At 69.2% G+C, this 14,350-nt stretch carries 12 protein-coding genes; 8 read left to right on the forward strand and 4 right to left on the reverse strand.

Translation table 11 applies throughout. The features are described 5' to 3' along the window. A partial coding sequence (locus tag VGF12_RS11415) for a hypothetical protein (protein ID WP_331176163.1) occupies positions 1–300 on the reverse strand: 300 nt, incomplete at its 3' end. Between the two features lie 188 nt (positions 301–488). On the opposite strand from VGF12_RS11415, the gene VGF12_RS11420 reads away from it, so the two are divergent. Further along, complete coding sequence (locus VGF12_RS11420; RefSeq protein ID WP_331176164.1) at positions 489–1,742, forward strand: MFS transporter; 1,254 nt, start codon at positions 489–491, stop codon at positions 1,740–1,742. Here VGF12_RS11420 and VGF12_RS11425 read toward each other — a convergent pair whose 3' ends face one another. Continuing rightward, complete coding sequence (locus tag VGF12_RS11425) at positions 1,743–3,488, reverse strand: bifunctional protein-serine/threonine kinase/phosphatase (RefSeq protein ID WP_331176165.1); 1,746 nt, start codon at positions 3,486–3,488, stop codon at positions 1,743–1,745. 202 nt (positions 3,489–3,690) lie between these two features. On the opposite strand from VGF12_RS11425, the gene nirB reads away from it, so the two are divergent. From nirB to VGF12_RS11455, 6 genes are all read left to right on the forward strand, one after another. After that, positions 3,691–6,141 carry a nitrite reductase large subunit NirB gene (gene nirB / locus VGF12_RS11430; protein WP_331176166.1) on the forward strand — a complete coding sequence of 817 codons (2,451 nt, stop codon included), beginning with the start codon at positions 3,691–3,693 and terminating at the stop codon, positions 6,139–6,141. 22 nt (positions 6,142–6,163) lie between these two features. Beyond that, positions 6,164–6,877 carry a hypothetical protein gene (locus VGF12_RS11435; protein ID WP_331176167.1) on the forward strand — a complete coding sequence of 238 codons (714 nt, stop codon included), beginning with the start codon at positions 6,164–6,166 and terminating at the stop codon, positions 6,875–6,877. 9 nt (positions 6,878–6,886) lie between these two features. After that, positions 6,887–7,267, forward strand: a complete 381-nt coding sequence (gene nirD, locus VGF12_RS11440) for a nitrite reductase small subunit NirD (RefSeq protein WP_331176168.1) — start codon at positions 6,887–6,889, stop codon at positions 7,265–7,267. 32 nt (positions 7,268–7,299) lie between these two features. Continuing rightward, positions 7,300–10,041 carry a molybdopterin-dependent oxidoreductase gene (locus VGF12_RS11445; RefSeq protein ID WP_331176169.1) on the forward strand — a complete coding sequence of 914 codons (2,742 nt, stop codon included), beginning with the start codon at positions 7,300–7,302 and terminating at the stop codon, positions 10,039–10,041. After that, on the forward strand, positions 10,038–10,859 hold the full coding sequence (cobA, locus tag VGF12_RS11450) for a uroporphyrinogen-III C-methyltransferase (RefSeq protein WP_331176170.1): 822 nt from the start codon (positions 10,038–10,040) through the stop codon (positions 10,857–10,859). The genes VGF12_RS11445 and cobA overlap by 4 nt, the downstream gene beginning before the upstream one ends. A gap of 143 nt (positions 10,860–11,002) precedes the next feature. After that, entirely contained in the window at positions 11,003–11,194 is a 192-nt protein-coding gene (locus VGF12_RS11455; protein WP_331176171.1) for a hypothetical protein, read from the forward strand. Positions 11,195–11,200: 6 nt separating this feature from the next. Here the strand turns inward: VGF12_RS11455 and VGF12_RS11460 are convergent, their stop codons facing one another. After that, entirely contained in the window at positions 11,201–12,751 is a 1,551-nt protein-coding gene (locus VGF12_RS11460; RefSeq protein ID WP_331176172.1) for a methyl-accepting chemotaxis protein, read from the reverse strand. Positions 12,752–12,867: 116 nt separating this feature from the next. Between VGF12_RS11460 and VGF12_RS11465 the strand changes: the two genes are divergently transcribed. Next, positions 12,868–13,632, forward strand: coding sequence for a type III pantothenate kinase (locus VGF12_RS11465; RefSeq protein ID WP_331176173.1), 765 nt, complete (start codon positions 12,868–12,870; stop codon positions 13,630–13,632). A gap of 40 nt (positions 13,633–13,672) precedes the next feature. On the opposite strand, the gene VGF12_RS11470 is transcribed toward VGF12_RS11465, so the two are convergent. After that, positions 13,673–14,350, reverse strand: a 678-nt coding sequence (locus tag VGF12_RS11470) for a hypothetical protein (protein ID WP_331176174.1), incomplete at its 5' end; no start/stop codon positions are given.

The following is a 14,350-nucleotide window of genomic DNA, read 5'->3' on the forward strand; positions in this document are numbered from 1 at the left end:
CAGCCATTGCACGGCGCCGCGGGCCAGCACCGCCTCGCGCTCGGGGCCCCGGGGTGGCGGCGACAGCAGCACCACGGGCAGGCCGAAGGCCCGTTCGCTGCGCAGCAGCTGCGCCATCGCGGTGCAGTCCGGGCACCACAACAGGCCCAGAGCCGGGGCATCGGCGGGCGGCGCCAGCTCTGAAACGGTGCGCAGTTCCCACCCCAGCGCTCGCAGCGCTGCGGCCTGGGGCGGCGGCTCGGGGCTGCAGATCAGCAAGGGCAGCAGGGGCAGCAGGGGGTCGATCGCGGTATCGGACATGGCTTCGGACTTCACGCCCCAAATCGGCGCAAGAAGCAGGCCAACCGGCCGGCGCCGGGCGGGCATGGGCCTTGCAAGTATCGGCGCGTGGCTCCCGCAATGGTGCAGGCGCCCTCCCGCTGCGACGTCCGAGCCTCCAGGCACGCGACCGCCGGGCGGTCCAGGGCGCGCGAAAGATCGAGCACCAAATGTCCGCCCTGCAAAACTTCAAGCGCGCTGGCCACAGCCCCACGCTGTTCGCCGCCTTCCTGTACTTCGCGTTCTCCTGCTGCATCTGGGTGCTCAACGGTGCGCTGGCGCCGTTCATCAGCGAGGCCTACAACCTGACACCAGCCCAGAAGGGGCTGATGCTGTCGATTCCCATCATGGCGGGCGCACTGATGCGCTTCCCGCTGGGTCTGCTATCGCAGTACATCGGCCGCAAGAATGCAACGCTCGTAGAGATGGGCCTGATCGCGGTTGCCATGTTGTACGGCTACTTCATGGTGAAGAGCTACGACGACCTGCTGGCCATGGGCGCGCTGCTGGGCATCGCGGGCGCCAGCTTCGGCGTAGCGCTGAGCCTGGGCTCGGGCTGGTTTCCGCCGCAGTACAAGGGCCTGGCCATGGGCCTGGTGGGCGCTGGCAACATCGGCACGGCGGTGTCGGTGCTCGCCGCGCCGCCATTGGCCCAGGCCTTCGGCTGGCAGACTGTCTATGCGATTTCCGCCGTCGCCATCCTCGTGCCCATGGTTGTCATGATCATCTTCGCCAAGGAGCCCCCCGATGTCGACTCGCATGCCTCGCTGCGCGAGCACGTGGCCTGTCTGTTCGAGAAGGATGGCTGGGCCTTCAGCCTGATCTACGGCGTCACCTTCGGCGGCTTCATCGGCCTCACCACCTTCCTGCCCACCTACTACTACGACCAGTTCAGTGTCTCCAAGGTGCAGGCAGGCCAGTTGACCATGCTGGCGGCCTTCATGGGGGCCGTGGTGCGCGTTGTCGGTGGCTGGCTGTCGGACCGCTGGGGCGGCGTCCACATGCTGACAGGCGTGCTCGTCGTCGTCGTGATCAGTCTGGTCCTCGTCGGCCTGGCCGGCAGCTCGCTGGCGCTGACGACGCTGCTGCTGATCGTCTGCTTCGCGGCCCTGGGTGCTGGCAACGGCGCCCTCTTCCAGTTGGTGCCGCTGCGCTGGCCGGCAGCCACGGCCGTCGCCGGTTCCATGATCGGGGAGATCGGCGCGCTGGGCGGCGGTCTGGTGCCCAATCTGATGGGCCTGTCGAAGCAGCTCGCCGGCACCTATCTCTGGGGCTTCGTCACCTTCGCCGTGCTGGCAGTGGTGATGCTCTTCGTCATGCGCATCATGCAGATCCGCTGGACCCGAACCTGGGCCGAGAAGGGCGGACGCGCCCGGCGCATTGCCAGCGCGGACGCCGAGCCCCTGCATTACCAGCGCGCCTGATCAGCGCGGCAGGAACAGCAGCCAGGCCACCAGCATCAGGTTGAGCAGCAACGACAGGCCGAAGGCCATCTGCCACGCCAGCACCGGGTCGGCGCCACCGTTGCGGTTGCCAGGCGCGGTCACCGCCTGGTCCCGCGCCGCGCAGCGCTCCAGCGCCAGCAACAGTTCCTCGGCCGTCTCGAAACGCGCGCTCGCGTCGCGGGCAACGGCGCGCATGACCAGGCGATCCAGCGGCACCGGAACGCTGGGCTTCAGCCGGCTCACGCTCTGAGGCTCGCGGCGGTAGCGGCCCAACTGGTAGGGTTCGATCTCGCCATAAGGCAGGCGGCCGGTCAGCGCCTGGTACAGCGTAACGCCCAGGGCGAACAGGTCGGAGCCGGCGTCGGGCGGCGCCGGCGGGTCCTGCCATTGCTCGGGATTGATGTAGCTGGGTGTACCGGCATGCAGCTCGCGCGCCGCGGCCGACGAGCGGCGGCTCAGTGCGACGCCGAGGTCGAGCACGCGCCATTCACCGTCCTCACCGAGATGGAGATTGGCGGGCTTGACGTCACGGTGCACGACGCCCGCCGCGTGCAGCAGGCTCAGGCTGCGCGCCACCGCGCGGCCAAGGGCAAGCGCCTCGGCCGCGTCCAGCGGCGCCTGGGCCAGCATCTGCTCCAGCGTGCGCCCTCCATGCCAGTCGAAGACGGCATAGAAGTGCGTGGCGCCATCGGCCGGCGCATGCACGCGCACGAAGCCGCTGCCCGCCCCCACGCCGCCGCGACGCCGGCGTGGCGCCTCGGCCAGGCGCAGGCCCAGCCAGATCTCGTGGGCCAGCATGGCCCGCTCCTCGGGATCGTCGGCACGACCGGCGTGCAACATCTTCAGTGCCACCAATCGGCCTGTCGCCCGCTCGCGCGCCTGAAGCAGGCGACGCACCCCGTTGTCTGCGACAAGGGCCGTGACCTGGTAGCCGTCCAGCAGGGCGCCGACGCCCAGCGACCCGGGGCTGGGCAACTGGCGGCCCAGCGCGGCGAGGTCGTGCAGGCCAGGGTCGGCGAGGTCCTTGATGTCCAGCACCAGCGCGGTCGCGTTGTCGTGGCTGCCGGCGGCCAGGGCTGCGGCAGTCAGGGCATCTGCAGCGGCCTGGGCGCCGGCCGTCGTGCGCAGCAGGTCTGCGATCGCGCGGCTGCGCAGGCAGCCGTGCACGCCGTCGCTGGTCAGCAGCAGGCGGTCGCCGACGCGAAGCTCGCCCTCGCCGTGATCCAGCCGCAGCGCGTCGTCCAGGCCCAACGCCCGCGTCAGGCCGGCGAAGTCGCGCCGCTCCAGGCGGTGGTCCTGCGTCAGCAGCAGGCATTCACCGTCCCGCAGCAGCCAGGCCCGGCTGTCTCCCACATGCGCCAGCGCATAGCGGCGGCCGCGCAAGGCGATCGCGGTCAGCGTCGTCAGCGCCTCGCGCGGCTCCCCCTCCGGGCCGGGGCGGCGGTTGTGCGCGGCCAGCCAGGCGTTCTGATGCCCCAGCAGGCGGTCCAAGGCAACGCTGGCATCCCAATCGGACGGCACGGCGTGGAAGTCGCGCAGCAGGCTCATGACCGAGGTCTGCGCCGCCATCAATCCTTCACCGCCACCGCTGACGCCATCGGCCAGTGCCGCGACCCAGCCACGCTCGACCTCGTGCGACGCCGGCGCCTGCACGCCGGCGAAGTCTTCGTTGCGTGGCCGCTTGCCCTGCTGGCTGGACAGGCCGGTATCGAGTTCGAAGCGCATGCGGGTGAGTGGATCACCAAAGGGCGCCCGCCCGTTGTTGGTGCAGTTTTGGGGTGAATGCACCCGCACCGGGCTCGCAATCGCTTCGGCGTGGGGCGCCGCTGGGCGTTTTCACGCTGCGGCAGGGCTGGAGGCCAACTTCTTCGCTGGCACATCGCTTGCAGAGCAAGGGACAGACCAGCTTTGCGGTTTGGAGTCGGCGATGAAGAAAATGAAGCTCGTGATGGTGGGCAACGGCATGGCCGGCGTGCGCACGCTTGAGGAGCTGCTGAAGATCGCACCAGACCTCTACGACATCACCGTATTCGGCGCAGAACCTCACCCGAACTACAACCGCATCCTGCTGTCGCCGGTGCTGGCCGGCGAGCAAACCCTCGACGAGATCATCCTGAACCCGCTCTCCTGGTACGAGGAGCACGGGATCACACTGCACTTGGGAAAAACGGTCACCGAGATCGACCGCGTCGGCCGCCGTGTCATGGCGGCCGACGGCACCACTGCCGACTACGACCGTCTGCTGATCGCCACGGGGTCCAACCCCTTCGTACTGCCGGTGCCGGGCAAAGAGCTGGAAGGCGTCATCGCCTACCGCGACATCGCCGACACCAACGCAATGATCGATGCGGCGGCCAAGTACCGGCACGCCGTCGTCATCGGCGGCGGGCTGCTGGGCCTGGAAGCAGCCAACGGCCTGACCCAGCGCGGCATGCAGGTGATGGTGGTCCACCTGGTCGACACGCTGATGGAACGCCAGCTCGACACCGTGGCCGCAGACCTGCTGCGCAAATCACTGGTCGAACGCGGCCTGGACTTCATGCTGGGCGCGCAGACCCAGGCCCTGCTGGGCAACGAGGCCGGCCGGGTCCGCGCCATCCAGCTCAAGGACAAGGACGGGCAGTTCGTCGAAGTGCCGGCCGACCTCGTCGTCATGGCCGCCGGCATTCGCCCCAACACGGCCCTGGCCGAAAAGGCAGGCCTGCTGTGCAGCCGCGGCATCGTCGTCACCGACACCATGCAGACGGTGACCGACCCGCGCGTCTACTCGGTGGGGGAATGCGCGGCCCACCGCGGCATCGCCTACGGGCTGGTGGCGCCGTTGTTCGAGCAGGGCAAGGTGTGCGCGACGCACCTGGCCCAGTTCGGCATCGGCCGCTACCTGGGCTCCTCGGTCAGCACCAAGCTCAAGGTGACGGGCATCGATCTCTTCAGCGCCGGCAACTTCACCGGCGGCGCGGGCACGGAGGAGATCGTCATGAGCGACCCCTTCGCCGGCGTCTACAAAAAGCTCGTCATCCAGGACGACCAACTGATCGGCGCGTGCCTGTACGGTGACACGGTGGACGGCGGCTGGTACTTCAAGCTGCTGCGCGAGGGCCGCAAGATCGCCGGCATCCGCGACAAGCTGATGTTCGGCGAGGCCGGCGCCAACATCGGCGACGTGGGCCACCAGGGCCAGAACCGCGCCGCAGCGATGGCGGACACCGATGAGGTCTGCGGCTGCAACGGCGTCACCAAGGGCAGCATCTGCAAGGCCATTCGCGACAAGGGCCTGTTCACGCTGGACGACGTTCGCAAGCACACCAAGGCGAGCGCCTCCTGCGGCAGCTGTACCGGCCTTGTCGAGCAGCTCATCATGTTCACGGCCGGCGGAGACTACTCGGCGACGCCGAAGAAAAGGGCCATCTGCGCCTGCACCGACGCGAGTCACCAGGACGCGCGCGACGCCATTCGCCTGGCGCATCTGCTGACCACGGCGGAGGTCTTCCGTGCGCTGGACTGGAGAACGCCCGACGGCTGCGCGACCTGCCGCCCCGCCATCAACTACTACCTCACCTCCACCTGGCCCAAGGAGGCCGTCGACGACCCGCAGAGCCGCTTCATCAACGAGCGCTCCCACGCCAACATCCAAAAGGACGGGCGCTACTCGGTCGTCCCGCGGATGTGGGGCGGCGAGACGACGGCCGACGAACTGCGCCGCATCGCCGATGCGGTGGACAAGTACCAGATCCCCACCGTCAAGGTCACCGGCGGCCAACGCATCGACCTGCTGGGCGTGAAAAAGGAAGACCTGGTCAACGTCTGGCGCGACATCGGAATGCCGTCAGGCCATGCCTATGCCAAGGCGCTGCGCACCGTGAAGACCTGCGTGGGCTCGGAATGGTGCCGCTTCGGCACCCAGGACAGCACGCAGATGGGCAAGGACCTGGAACGCGCGCTGTGGCGCATGTACGCACCTCACAAGGTCAAGATCGCCGTGTCGGGCTGCCCGCGCAACTGCGCCGAGGCCGGCATCAAGGACGTGGGCGTCATCGGCGTGGATTCGGGCTGGGAGATCTACATCGCCGGCAATGGCGGCATCAAGACCGAGGTGGCCGAGTTCCTGTGCAAGGTAAAGACGGCGGACGAAGTCCTGGAAGTCAGCGGCGCCTTTTTGCAGCTTTACAGACTGGAAGGCTGGTACCTGGAACGAACCGTGCATTACGTAGGTCGGGTCGGTCTCGATCACGTCAAACGCAAAGTCCTGGAGGACGCCGACAGCCGCAAGGCGCTGTGGGCCCAACTCCAGTTCAGCCTCGACGGCGAACCCGACCCCTGGTTCGACTTCGACAAGGCCCAAGTCGACCTGCGCCAGTTCCAGAAAGTCCCGGCCTGAACCCGTCGACCTGAAAGCCCGCATGCAGTACTCGCGCCGTTTCTTCGTCACCGCCCTGGGCGCCGCCCCATTTGCCAGCATCGGCCAGCCCATTTCGGCCAGCGCAACGCCCAGCCTTGGTGCATTGAGCCAGCGCATGGGCAAAGCCTGGTTGTGCATGGCCAACCCTGAACTGGCCTCGCCGGCGCGCGACGTCTTGGCCGCGAGCCAGTCGACGTTCGAGCAGCAACTGGTCCAGCTGAGCCGCAGCCCGGCGGGCCCCGAGCACGCCGGCAGCCTGCGCGCGCTGGCGCGCCGCTATGAGGACTACCAGGGCCTGCTGGCCGGCACACCGGGCGAGGGCCAGCGCGCGATGCTGTCCACCGCCAACGAGATGCTGACGCTGTCCCAGCTGGCCAACACCGCCCACGCCACGCAGCCCTGGCAGGTGCGGCTGGCCGCGCGCCAGCGCCTCTTGTCCCAGCGTGTGGCCCTGCTGGGCCTCGCCAACCCGGCGGTCGAGTCCGTGCGGCGCGAACGCCAGACCGCCGTCTTTGAATTCGAAGCCGGCCTTCAGACCCTGCGCAACGCCGGCGCTCCCGCGTTGCAGCAGCAACTGGCGCTGGCCGATGCGGCCTGGACGCCGCTGAAAGACGGCATCGCCAGCGGCCGGCCCGCGCCGGTCTTCGTCGCCAGCGAGCGGCTGCTCGCCGTCATGGACGCGCTCACTGCGCACTGTGTCCGAATGAACGCCTGAAAGCCTGCCATGAGCTGGACCCGCATCTGTGCCCTGCAGGACATCCCGGTGCTGGGCTCGCGCCGCGTGCAGCGCGCCGCGGGCGTGGACGTGGCGCTGTTCCGAACCGCCGACGACGAGGTCTTCGCGCTGCTGGACCACTGCCCGCACAAGGGCGGCCCGCTGAGCCAGGGCATCGTCTTCGGCAACACCGTGGCCTGCCCGCTGCACAACTGGACCGTGGCCCTGACCGACGGCTGCGCCCGGGAACCCGACGAAGGCTGCACGCCGTCCTTCCAGGTGAAGCGGGACGGCGGCGACGTGTTCCTGCTGCAGGTGGAGCTGGACACGCTGGCGCTGGACCTGATGCCACCGGTGGCCGGTCCCAGGATCTCGACTTCGACGGCCTGAGCCTCCCATGCCGGCCCATTCAAAAGAAGACCATGAAAGAGACAAAGTCCACCTGCCCCTATTGCGGCGTCGGCTGCGGAGTGGTCATCGAGCATGACGGCCAGCAGATCACAGGCGTGCGCGGCGACCCCGACCACCCGGCCAATTTCGGACGCCTGTGCACCAAGGGCACCAACCTGCACCTGACGGCCACGCCGGTCGTCCTGCGGCACCAGCGCCTGCGCCAACCGCACAAGCGTGACACCCGCGGCGGACCGCCCGAGATCATTCCCTGGGACCAGGCCAACCGCGAGATCGCCGAGAAGCTGCTCGCCATCCGCGCCGCCTACGGGCCGGAGTCCATCGCCGTCTACATCTCCGGCCAGTTGCTGACCGAGGACTACCACGCCCTCAACAAGCTGGCTCGCGCCGTCATCGGCACGCCCCACATCGACTCCAACTCGCGGCTGTGCATGAGCTCCGCCGTGGTCGGCTACAAGCAGGCGCTGGGCGCCGATGCGCCGCCCTGCAGCTACGAGGACATCGATCTGGCCGACTGCGTGCTGATCAGTGGCGCCAACCCAGCCTGGGCCCACCCGATCCTGTTCCGCCGCCTGGAAGCAGCGCGCGTCCGCAAGCCAGGCCACAAGCTCATCGTCATTGACCCGCGCCGCACGGAAACCGCCGAACTGGCAGACCTGCATCTGCAGATCCGCCCCGGCACCGACGTGGCGCTGTGCCACGGCCTGCTGCATGCCGTCATCTGGCAGGGCTGGACGGCCGACGCCTTCATTGCCGACTCCACCGAAGGCTTCAACGCCCTGAAGGACCTGGTGCGCGATTGGGCCCCGTCCCGTGCGGCACAGGTCTGTGGCGTGAAGGAGGCAGAGATCTGGCAAGCCGCCGAGTGGTTCGCCACCTCGCCATCCGCGCTCAGCCTGTACTGCCAGGGGCTCAACCAGAGCAGCAGCGGCACCGCAAAGAACACGGCCCTGATCAACCTGCACCTGGCCTGCGGCCAGATCGGCAGGCCCGGCGCGGGTCCCTTCTCGCTGACGGGCCAGCCCAATGCGATGGGGGGGCGCGAGAGCGGCGGCATGGCCACGTTGCTGCCCGGCCACCGCGACCCGGGCAGGCCCGAGGATTGGGCCGAGATCGAATCTCTGTGGGGCGTGACCGGCCTGCCGGCCCGGCGCGGCTACACCGCCGTCGAGATGTTCGAGGCCGCCGCCCGCGGCGAGATCAAAGCGCTTTGGATTGCCTGTACCAATCCGGCCCAGTCCATGCCGGACCAGGCCACCGTGCGCCAGGCGCTGGAGCGCTGCGAACTGGTCATCTTGCAGGAAGCCTTTGCTCACACGGCGACGGCTCGCTATGCCGATTACATGCTGCCCGCCGCCACCTGGGGCGAGAAGGAGGGCACGGTCACCAACAGCGAGCGCCGCATCAGCCGCGTGCGTGCGGCCGTGCCGGCCGCGGGGGAGGCGCGCGCCGATTGGCGCATCGCTCGCGACATTGCGGTGCTGATCGACGCCGGCCTGGGCCGCGCACCTCGCCTCAGTGCCGACACGGCGGAAGACCTATGGATCGAGCACCGGGAAGCCACGCGCGGCCGCGATCTCGACATCACCGGCCTGACCTGGTTCAAGCTGGACAGCGAGGGCCCGCAACAGTGGCCCTACGTCACGGCCGGCACGCCGCGCCTCTACACCGATGGCCGCTTCGCCACCGCCGACGGCCGCGCCCGCTTCATCACGCGACCCTACCAAGCCACGGCCGAGATGGCCTCTCCCAAACACCCATTTGCGCTGACCACCGGCCGTCTGCGGGACCAATGGCATGGCATGAGCCGCAGCGGCAGCGTGCCGAGCCTGTTCGCCCACGAAGGCAAGCCGCTGGTGCGCGTGCACCCCGGCGACGCCGCGCGCCGCAAGCTGGCTGAGGGTGAGTTCGTCCGCGTGCGCTCCAGGCGGGGTGAAGTCGTGCTGCCGCTCAAGCTGGACGAGAACGTGCCGCTGGGTGGCGCTGACATTGCCATGCACTGGGGCGACGAGTTCGTCGGCGCCCAGTTCGGCGTCAACGCGGTGACGCAGGGCGCCTTCTGCCCGGACTCCAAGCAGCCCGAGCTGAAATTCAGCGCCGTCGCCATCGAGCCGGCCGACCTGCCCTGGCGCCTCAGCGCCTGCGCCTGGGTAGCACCCGACGACGGCGCTCAACTGCGCGAGCGGCTGCGTGCGTTGATGCCGCGCTTCGGCTATGCCCACTGCCTGCCCGAGCCCGCCAAGGGTGAACGGGTCGGCTGGGCCTTCGAAGCCGCCTGTGCCGAAGCCCCTGCGCCCGAGCTGGTCCAGGAACTCGCTGCCGTATTGGGCCTCGACCACCCCGCTGTGCTGCGCTATGCCGATGCCCAGCGTGGCAGGCTGCGTCTGCTCCATCTCGACGGCGACGACCCACCCGCCTCGCCGCTGCGAGCCCTGCTGCGCGTCGGCCAGCACGACGAGGGCGCCTGGCTGGTCGATCTGTGGCGCGAGCGTACGGCGGCGTCCACCGTGGGCCGCTGGCTGCTGTCGCCGGGCGCTCCGCCCACCAACACGACGGCCGCGAGCCCGCAGGTCTGCAACTGCTTCGATGTGCGCGAGGACGCCATTCGCCTGACGCTGGCCCGCTGCAGCGGCAGCCCCGCCGAGCGCCTGTCACAGCTGCAGGCGCAGAAGCGCTGCGGCACGCAATGCGGCTCCTGCCTGCCGACGCTGCGCCGCCTGGTTGCCACCACGCCTGAGGAGGTCCCCGCATGAGTACCCCTGTCGAAACAGCGGGCCGAGCGCCGGACCGCAGCCACCCGGCCGGGACGCACCCCATCGTCGGCCGGAGGATGCCCGTTTCGCTCGTCGGTGCCGGCCCCGGCGACCCGGAACTGCTGACCGTCCGCGCACTCAAGCGCATCGAGGCAGCCGATGTCGTCCTCGCCGACGACCTCATCGACCCGCGCGTGCTCGCCCTCGTCAAGGGCCGCCTGCTGCGCGTCGGCAAACGCGGTGGCTGCATCTCGACGGACCAGCACTTCATCCACGCACTGATGATCCGCGAGGCCTGCGCGGGCCATCGAGTTGTACGCCTCAAGGGCGGCGACCCTTTCGTGTTCGGACGCGGTGGCGAGGAGGTCGACGCGCTGCACGAGGCCGGCCTCGAGGTGGAGGTGGTGAGCGGCCTGACCAGCGGCATCGCCGGCCCGGCGGCCGTCGGCATCCCGGTGACGGACCGCCGTGCCTCGCCCGGCGTCATCCTCGTCACCGGCCATCCCGGCGAAGGTCGCACCGAGCCCGACTGGGCTGCCCTGGCCCGCACCGGCCTGACCCTGGTCATCTACATGGGTGTGGCCCGCGCGTCCGACATCACGTCCCGGCTGCTTGCCGCGGGCCTGCGCGGTGACCTGCCCGCTGCCATCGTCAGCGCGGCCCACACGACCCAGCAACGCCACGCCGTGACGACGCTGGCCGCTCTGCCCGATTGCATCGCCCGGGAACGACTGAAGAGCCCGGCCCTGCTGGTTGTCGGCGAGGTGGCCGCGCACGCGGCGATGACTCAGGCCTGGCCTGGAGTTATGGCTGGCTGAAGCAAAGTGATGGCCGGTTGTGCAGCCCTGTCCCCCACCGGGGACAGCAGCGCCGAACCGGACACGCCCCCATCCCCCAGCCGAGGATGGCGCCGCGGCGCGGCGCAACGCACACTGCCGGCCCCAATCACTCGGAGGCCTACATGAAGTTCCCCTTGCCTGCTGCAGCCGCCCCCACGGGCACTGCCCAGGCCCCGATCAACATCGAGCCGATCAGCTGCGGCTTCGCTTCCTCGAACGACCCGGCGTCCCTGGTCGATCTGACCATCACGCCCATCACCCCAGCTCTGCAGTTGCCGGCTCCGGGATGGCGCCTGCACAAGGGGTGCCTGTGATGAGCCTCAACTGAGCTTGAAGCTGCTCACCAGCCCCGCCAGCCGCACGGCCTGCTCCTTCAGGGACTGAGCCGCGGCGGCGGATTCCTCCACCAGTGCCGCGTTTTGCTGGGTCATCTGGTCCAGCTCGGTCACGGTGCCATTGACCTGGGCAATGCCCTGGCTCTGCTCGACGGCGGCAGCACTGATCTCACCGATCATGTCGGTCACGCGCTGCACCGAGCCGACGATGTCCGTCATCGTCGCGCCGGCATCGTTGACAAGGTGGGTGCCGGCCTCCACGCGCTCGACGCTGGCACCGATGAGCGCCTTGATCTCGCGCGCCGCCTCGGCGCTGCGCTGGGCCAGCGCGCGCACCTCGCCGGCGACGACGGCGAACCCGCGGCCCTGCTCGCCGGCGCGCGCGGCTTCCACCGCCGCGTTCAGCGCCAGGATGTTGGTCTGGAAGGCGATGCCGTCGATGGTGCCGATGATGTCGGCGATCTTGCGGCTGGCGTCGTTGATCTCGCCCATGGTGCTGACGACGCGCGACACGACCTCGCCACCGCGGCCCGCCGTCTCGGCGGCGGCGCCCGCGAGCTGCTTGGCCGTCATGGCCGAATCGGCGCTCTGGCTGACCGTGCCCGTGAGTTGCGTCATCGAACTGGAGGCCTGCTGCAGGTTGGACGCCGTCTGCTCGGTGCGCTGCGACAGGTCCATGTTGCCGGTGGCGACTTCGGTCGACGCGACCTGGATGCTCTCGGCCGACTCGCGCACCTGGCCAACGATTTCGGACAGCGACTTCTGCATCGCGGCCAGCGCCTGCATCATCTCTGCGGACTCGTCAGTGCCACGCACCTCGGGCGCACGTGACAGATCGCCATCGGCCATGCGCTCGGCAAAGCGCTTGGCCGCCATCAGCGGGCCGATGATGGAGCGCGAGATCTGCGCCGCCAGCGCGCCGCCGATGACGATGCAGACGACAAAGGCGACGATGAAGCCCACGAAGACGGTGCCGACCAGGCTGTCGACCTTCGTGAAGACCTCGTCGCCGCGTTTCTTCAGGTCGGACTCAATGTTGTTGAGCATGGACAGCGCCGGGTCATAGGCGGCATCGGCCGCCTTCATGTCCTCGGCAGCCGCCTGGACGTCGGAGTAGCCGCCGTCCACGAGCTTGTCGGCCACCGGGCGCACGGCCTTTCGGTAGTCGGCCATCAGGCCGCGGAACCTGGCGAGGGCCTCCTTGGCCCTGTCTTCCGTGCTCACCACGCCGAAGTCGTCCATGGCCTTGTCCAGGCCCGCCTGCGCGGCGTCCCAGACCGCCCTGGCGCGGCTCGCCCCCTCCTTGTCGAGGAGCGAGGCCACCAGCGTGGCGGTGGCCACCTTGCTCTGCAGCAGATGGCTGCGCGCGGCCACGGTGATGTTGGAGGTCGGGATCAGCTTCTGCGTGATGCCCTGGATGGCCTTCTGCGACACGCTGAGGCCGAAACCGCCCAAGGCCACCAGCAACGCCGTCATCAGCAGGATGAGGCCGAAAGCCAACCACAGGCGGGCCTGGATGCGCAGACGTCTCAACATGAGGTTCTCCCGATCGAAAGGGGGCCGGCAGCGGCCGACGGATTGAAGCAGAAACCCGCACAGGCAGATACAAATGCGCTGGTAGGCTTGCGGCATCGTTCACGCCACAGCCCCACATGAGCTTTCTGGCCATCGACATCGGCAACACCCGGCTCAAGTGGGCCGTCTACCCTGACGGCGCCCAACCCGGCACCCAGCCGCTGCAGCATGGCGCCGTCTTCCTCGAGAACATCGACCGCCTGTCTGACGAGGACTGGATGGGCCTGCCCGCGCCAGCGCGCATCCTGGGCAGCAACGTGGCAGGCGATGCCGTGCGCCGCCGGGTCGAAGAGCAGATGGAGCATTGGGACCTCAGCGCCCGCTGGGTGGTGCCCGCCGCCGAGTGCGCCGGCGTGAGGAACGGCTACGACCACCCCACCCGCCTCGGAGCTGACCGCTGGGTGGCCGTCGTCGGCGCCCATGCCCATGCCGTCATGCGCGGCTTCGACGGACCGGTGCTGACCGTCATGGTGGGCACGGCGGTGACCGTGGACGCCCTGTCAAGCGACGGCCAGTTCCTCGGCGGCTTGATCCTGCCCGGCCACGGCATCATGCTGCGGGCGCTGGAAGGCGGCACCGCCGGCCTGCGCGTGCCCACCGGCGAGGTGCGCGACTTCCCCACCAACACCAGCGACGCGCTCACCACCGGCGGCACCTTCGCCATCACGGGGGCCATCGAGCGCATGCACCGGCTGCTGGCCAAACGCGAGGGCCGCGAGCCCCTGGTGCTGATGACTGGGGGCGCCGGCTGGAAGGTGGCACCGGCGCTGGATGCGCCGCATGAGCTGATCGAGGGGCTGATCTTCGACGGCCTGCTGGCCATCAACTCGGTACGGACCTGATCCCTTGCGCGGCGATCCTGGCCGCCGCGGGCCGGTGCCCTCAGTTGTGGAAGTAGCTGAGCAGGGTGCAGGCCAGGGCCCCCTCCACCCATTGCTTGCCGGCCGCGGACTTCAACCACACCAGCGCGGCCGCACGGTCGCCCGGGACGGGCCGCATGCTGAAGACGACCTGGGGCCTGTCGTCGAACTTGGTCACCAGCGTGCCGCTTTCCATCTGCCACCCCTCCGTCGGCGCATCGGCTCCGGCGGTCGAGGGCAGCGGCGGCGCCGCCATGAAGCGATCCGCGACGGAGACGGGGGCGGCGGTCGGCTGGGTCGGACAGCCGGCACAGGTGGGCACGACCACGGCACCATCGCCCCCCGCGTCGCGCAGCGAAGCCCCGGCCGGCAACGGCGGATCGGGAATCAGCGTCCGCCCGGTCGAAGATGCCGCATTGCAGGACCAGATCGCGAAATCCGCCATCTCGGGCGTCGGGCCCTGGGCGGTCTTGCCCTCCTCGAGCTCTTTGACCTCAATGACTTTGAGCCACGCATATTCGAACTGAAGCGCCATGCTGTCCTCCTTGACAGTAAATTGCGTCACCATCGGTAACGCTGTCGGAGGATAGTCAGTCGTGCTGGCCGTGCGCATTGGCCGTTTGGGCCAGGTCTTGATGGTGAGTCTGATGGCCATGGCCATCACGTCACTGCCGGGGAGCGGTGCGCGACGTGACCCGGC

Origin of the sequence: Roseateles sp., assembly GCF_036404855.1 — a bacterium.
Taxonomy (GTDB): domain Bacteria; phylum Pseudomonadota; class Gammaproteobacteria; order Burkholderiales; family Burkholderiaceae_C; genus Pelomonas.

What these genes read in the sequence shown, in the direction of transcription:
- VGF12_RS11455 (WP_331176171.1), top strand. Translation starts at nt 11,003, where the DNA reads ATGAAGTTCCCCTTGCCTGCTGCAGCCGCCCCCACGGGCACTGCCCAG.
- VGF12_RS11465 (WP_331176173.1), top strand. Translation starts at nt 12,868, where the DNA reads ATGAGCTTTCTGGCCATCGACATCGGCAACACCCGGCTCAAGTGGGCC.
- VGF12_RS11445 (WP_331176169.1), top strand. Translation starts at nt 7,300, where the DNA reads ATGAAAGAGACAAAGTCCACCTGCCCCTATTGCGGCGTCGGCTGCGGA.
- VGF12_RS11435 (WP_331176167.1), top strand. Translation starts at nt 6,164, where the DNA reads ATGCAGTACTCGCGCCGTTTCTTCGTCACCGCCCTGGGCGCCGCCCCA.
- VGF12_RS11425 (WP_331176165.1), bottom strand. Translation starts at nt 3,488, where the DNA reads ATGCGCTTCGAACTCGATACCGGCCTGTCCAGCCAGCAGGGCAAGCGG.
- nirB (WP_331176166.1), top strand. Translation starts at nt 3,691, where the DNA reads ATGAAGAAAATGAAGCTCGTGATGGTGGGCAACGGCATGGCCGGCGTG.
- cobA (WP_331176170.1), top strand. Translation starts at nt 10,038, where the DNA reads ATGAGTACCCCTGTCGAAACAGCGGGCCGAGCGCCGGACCGCAGCCAC.
- VGF12_RS11460 (WP_331176172.1), bottom strand. Translation starts at nt 12,751, where the DNA reads ATGTTGAGACGTCTGCGCATCCAGGCCCGCCTGTGGTTGGCTTTCGGC.
- VGF12_RS11420 (WP_331176164.1), top strand. Translation starts at nt 489, where the DNA reads ATGTCCGCCCTGCAAAACTTCAAGCGCGCTGGCCACAGCCCCACGCTG.
- nirD (WP_331176168.1), top strand. Translation starts at nt 6,887, where the DNA reads ATGAGCTGGACCCGCATCTGTGCCCTGCAGGACATCCCGGTGCTGGGC.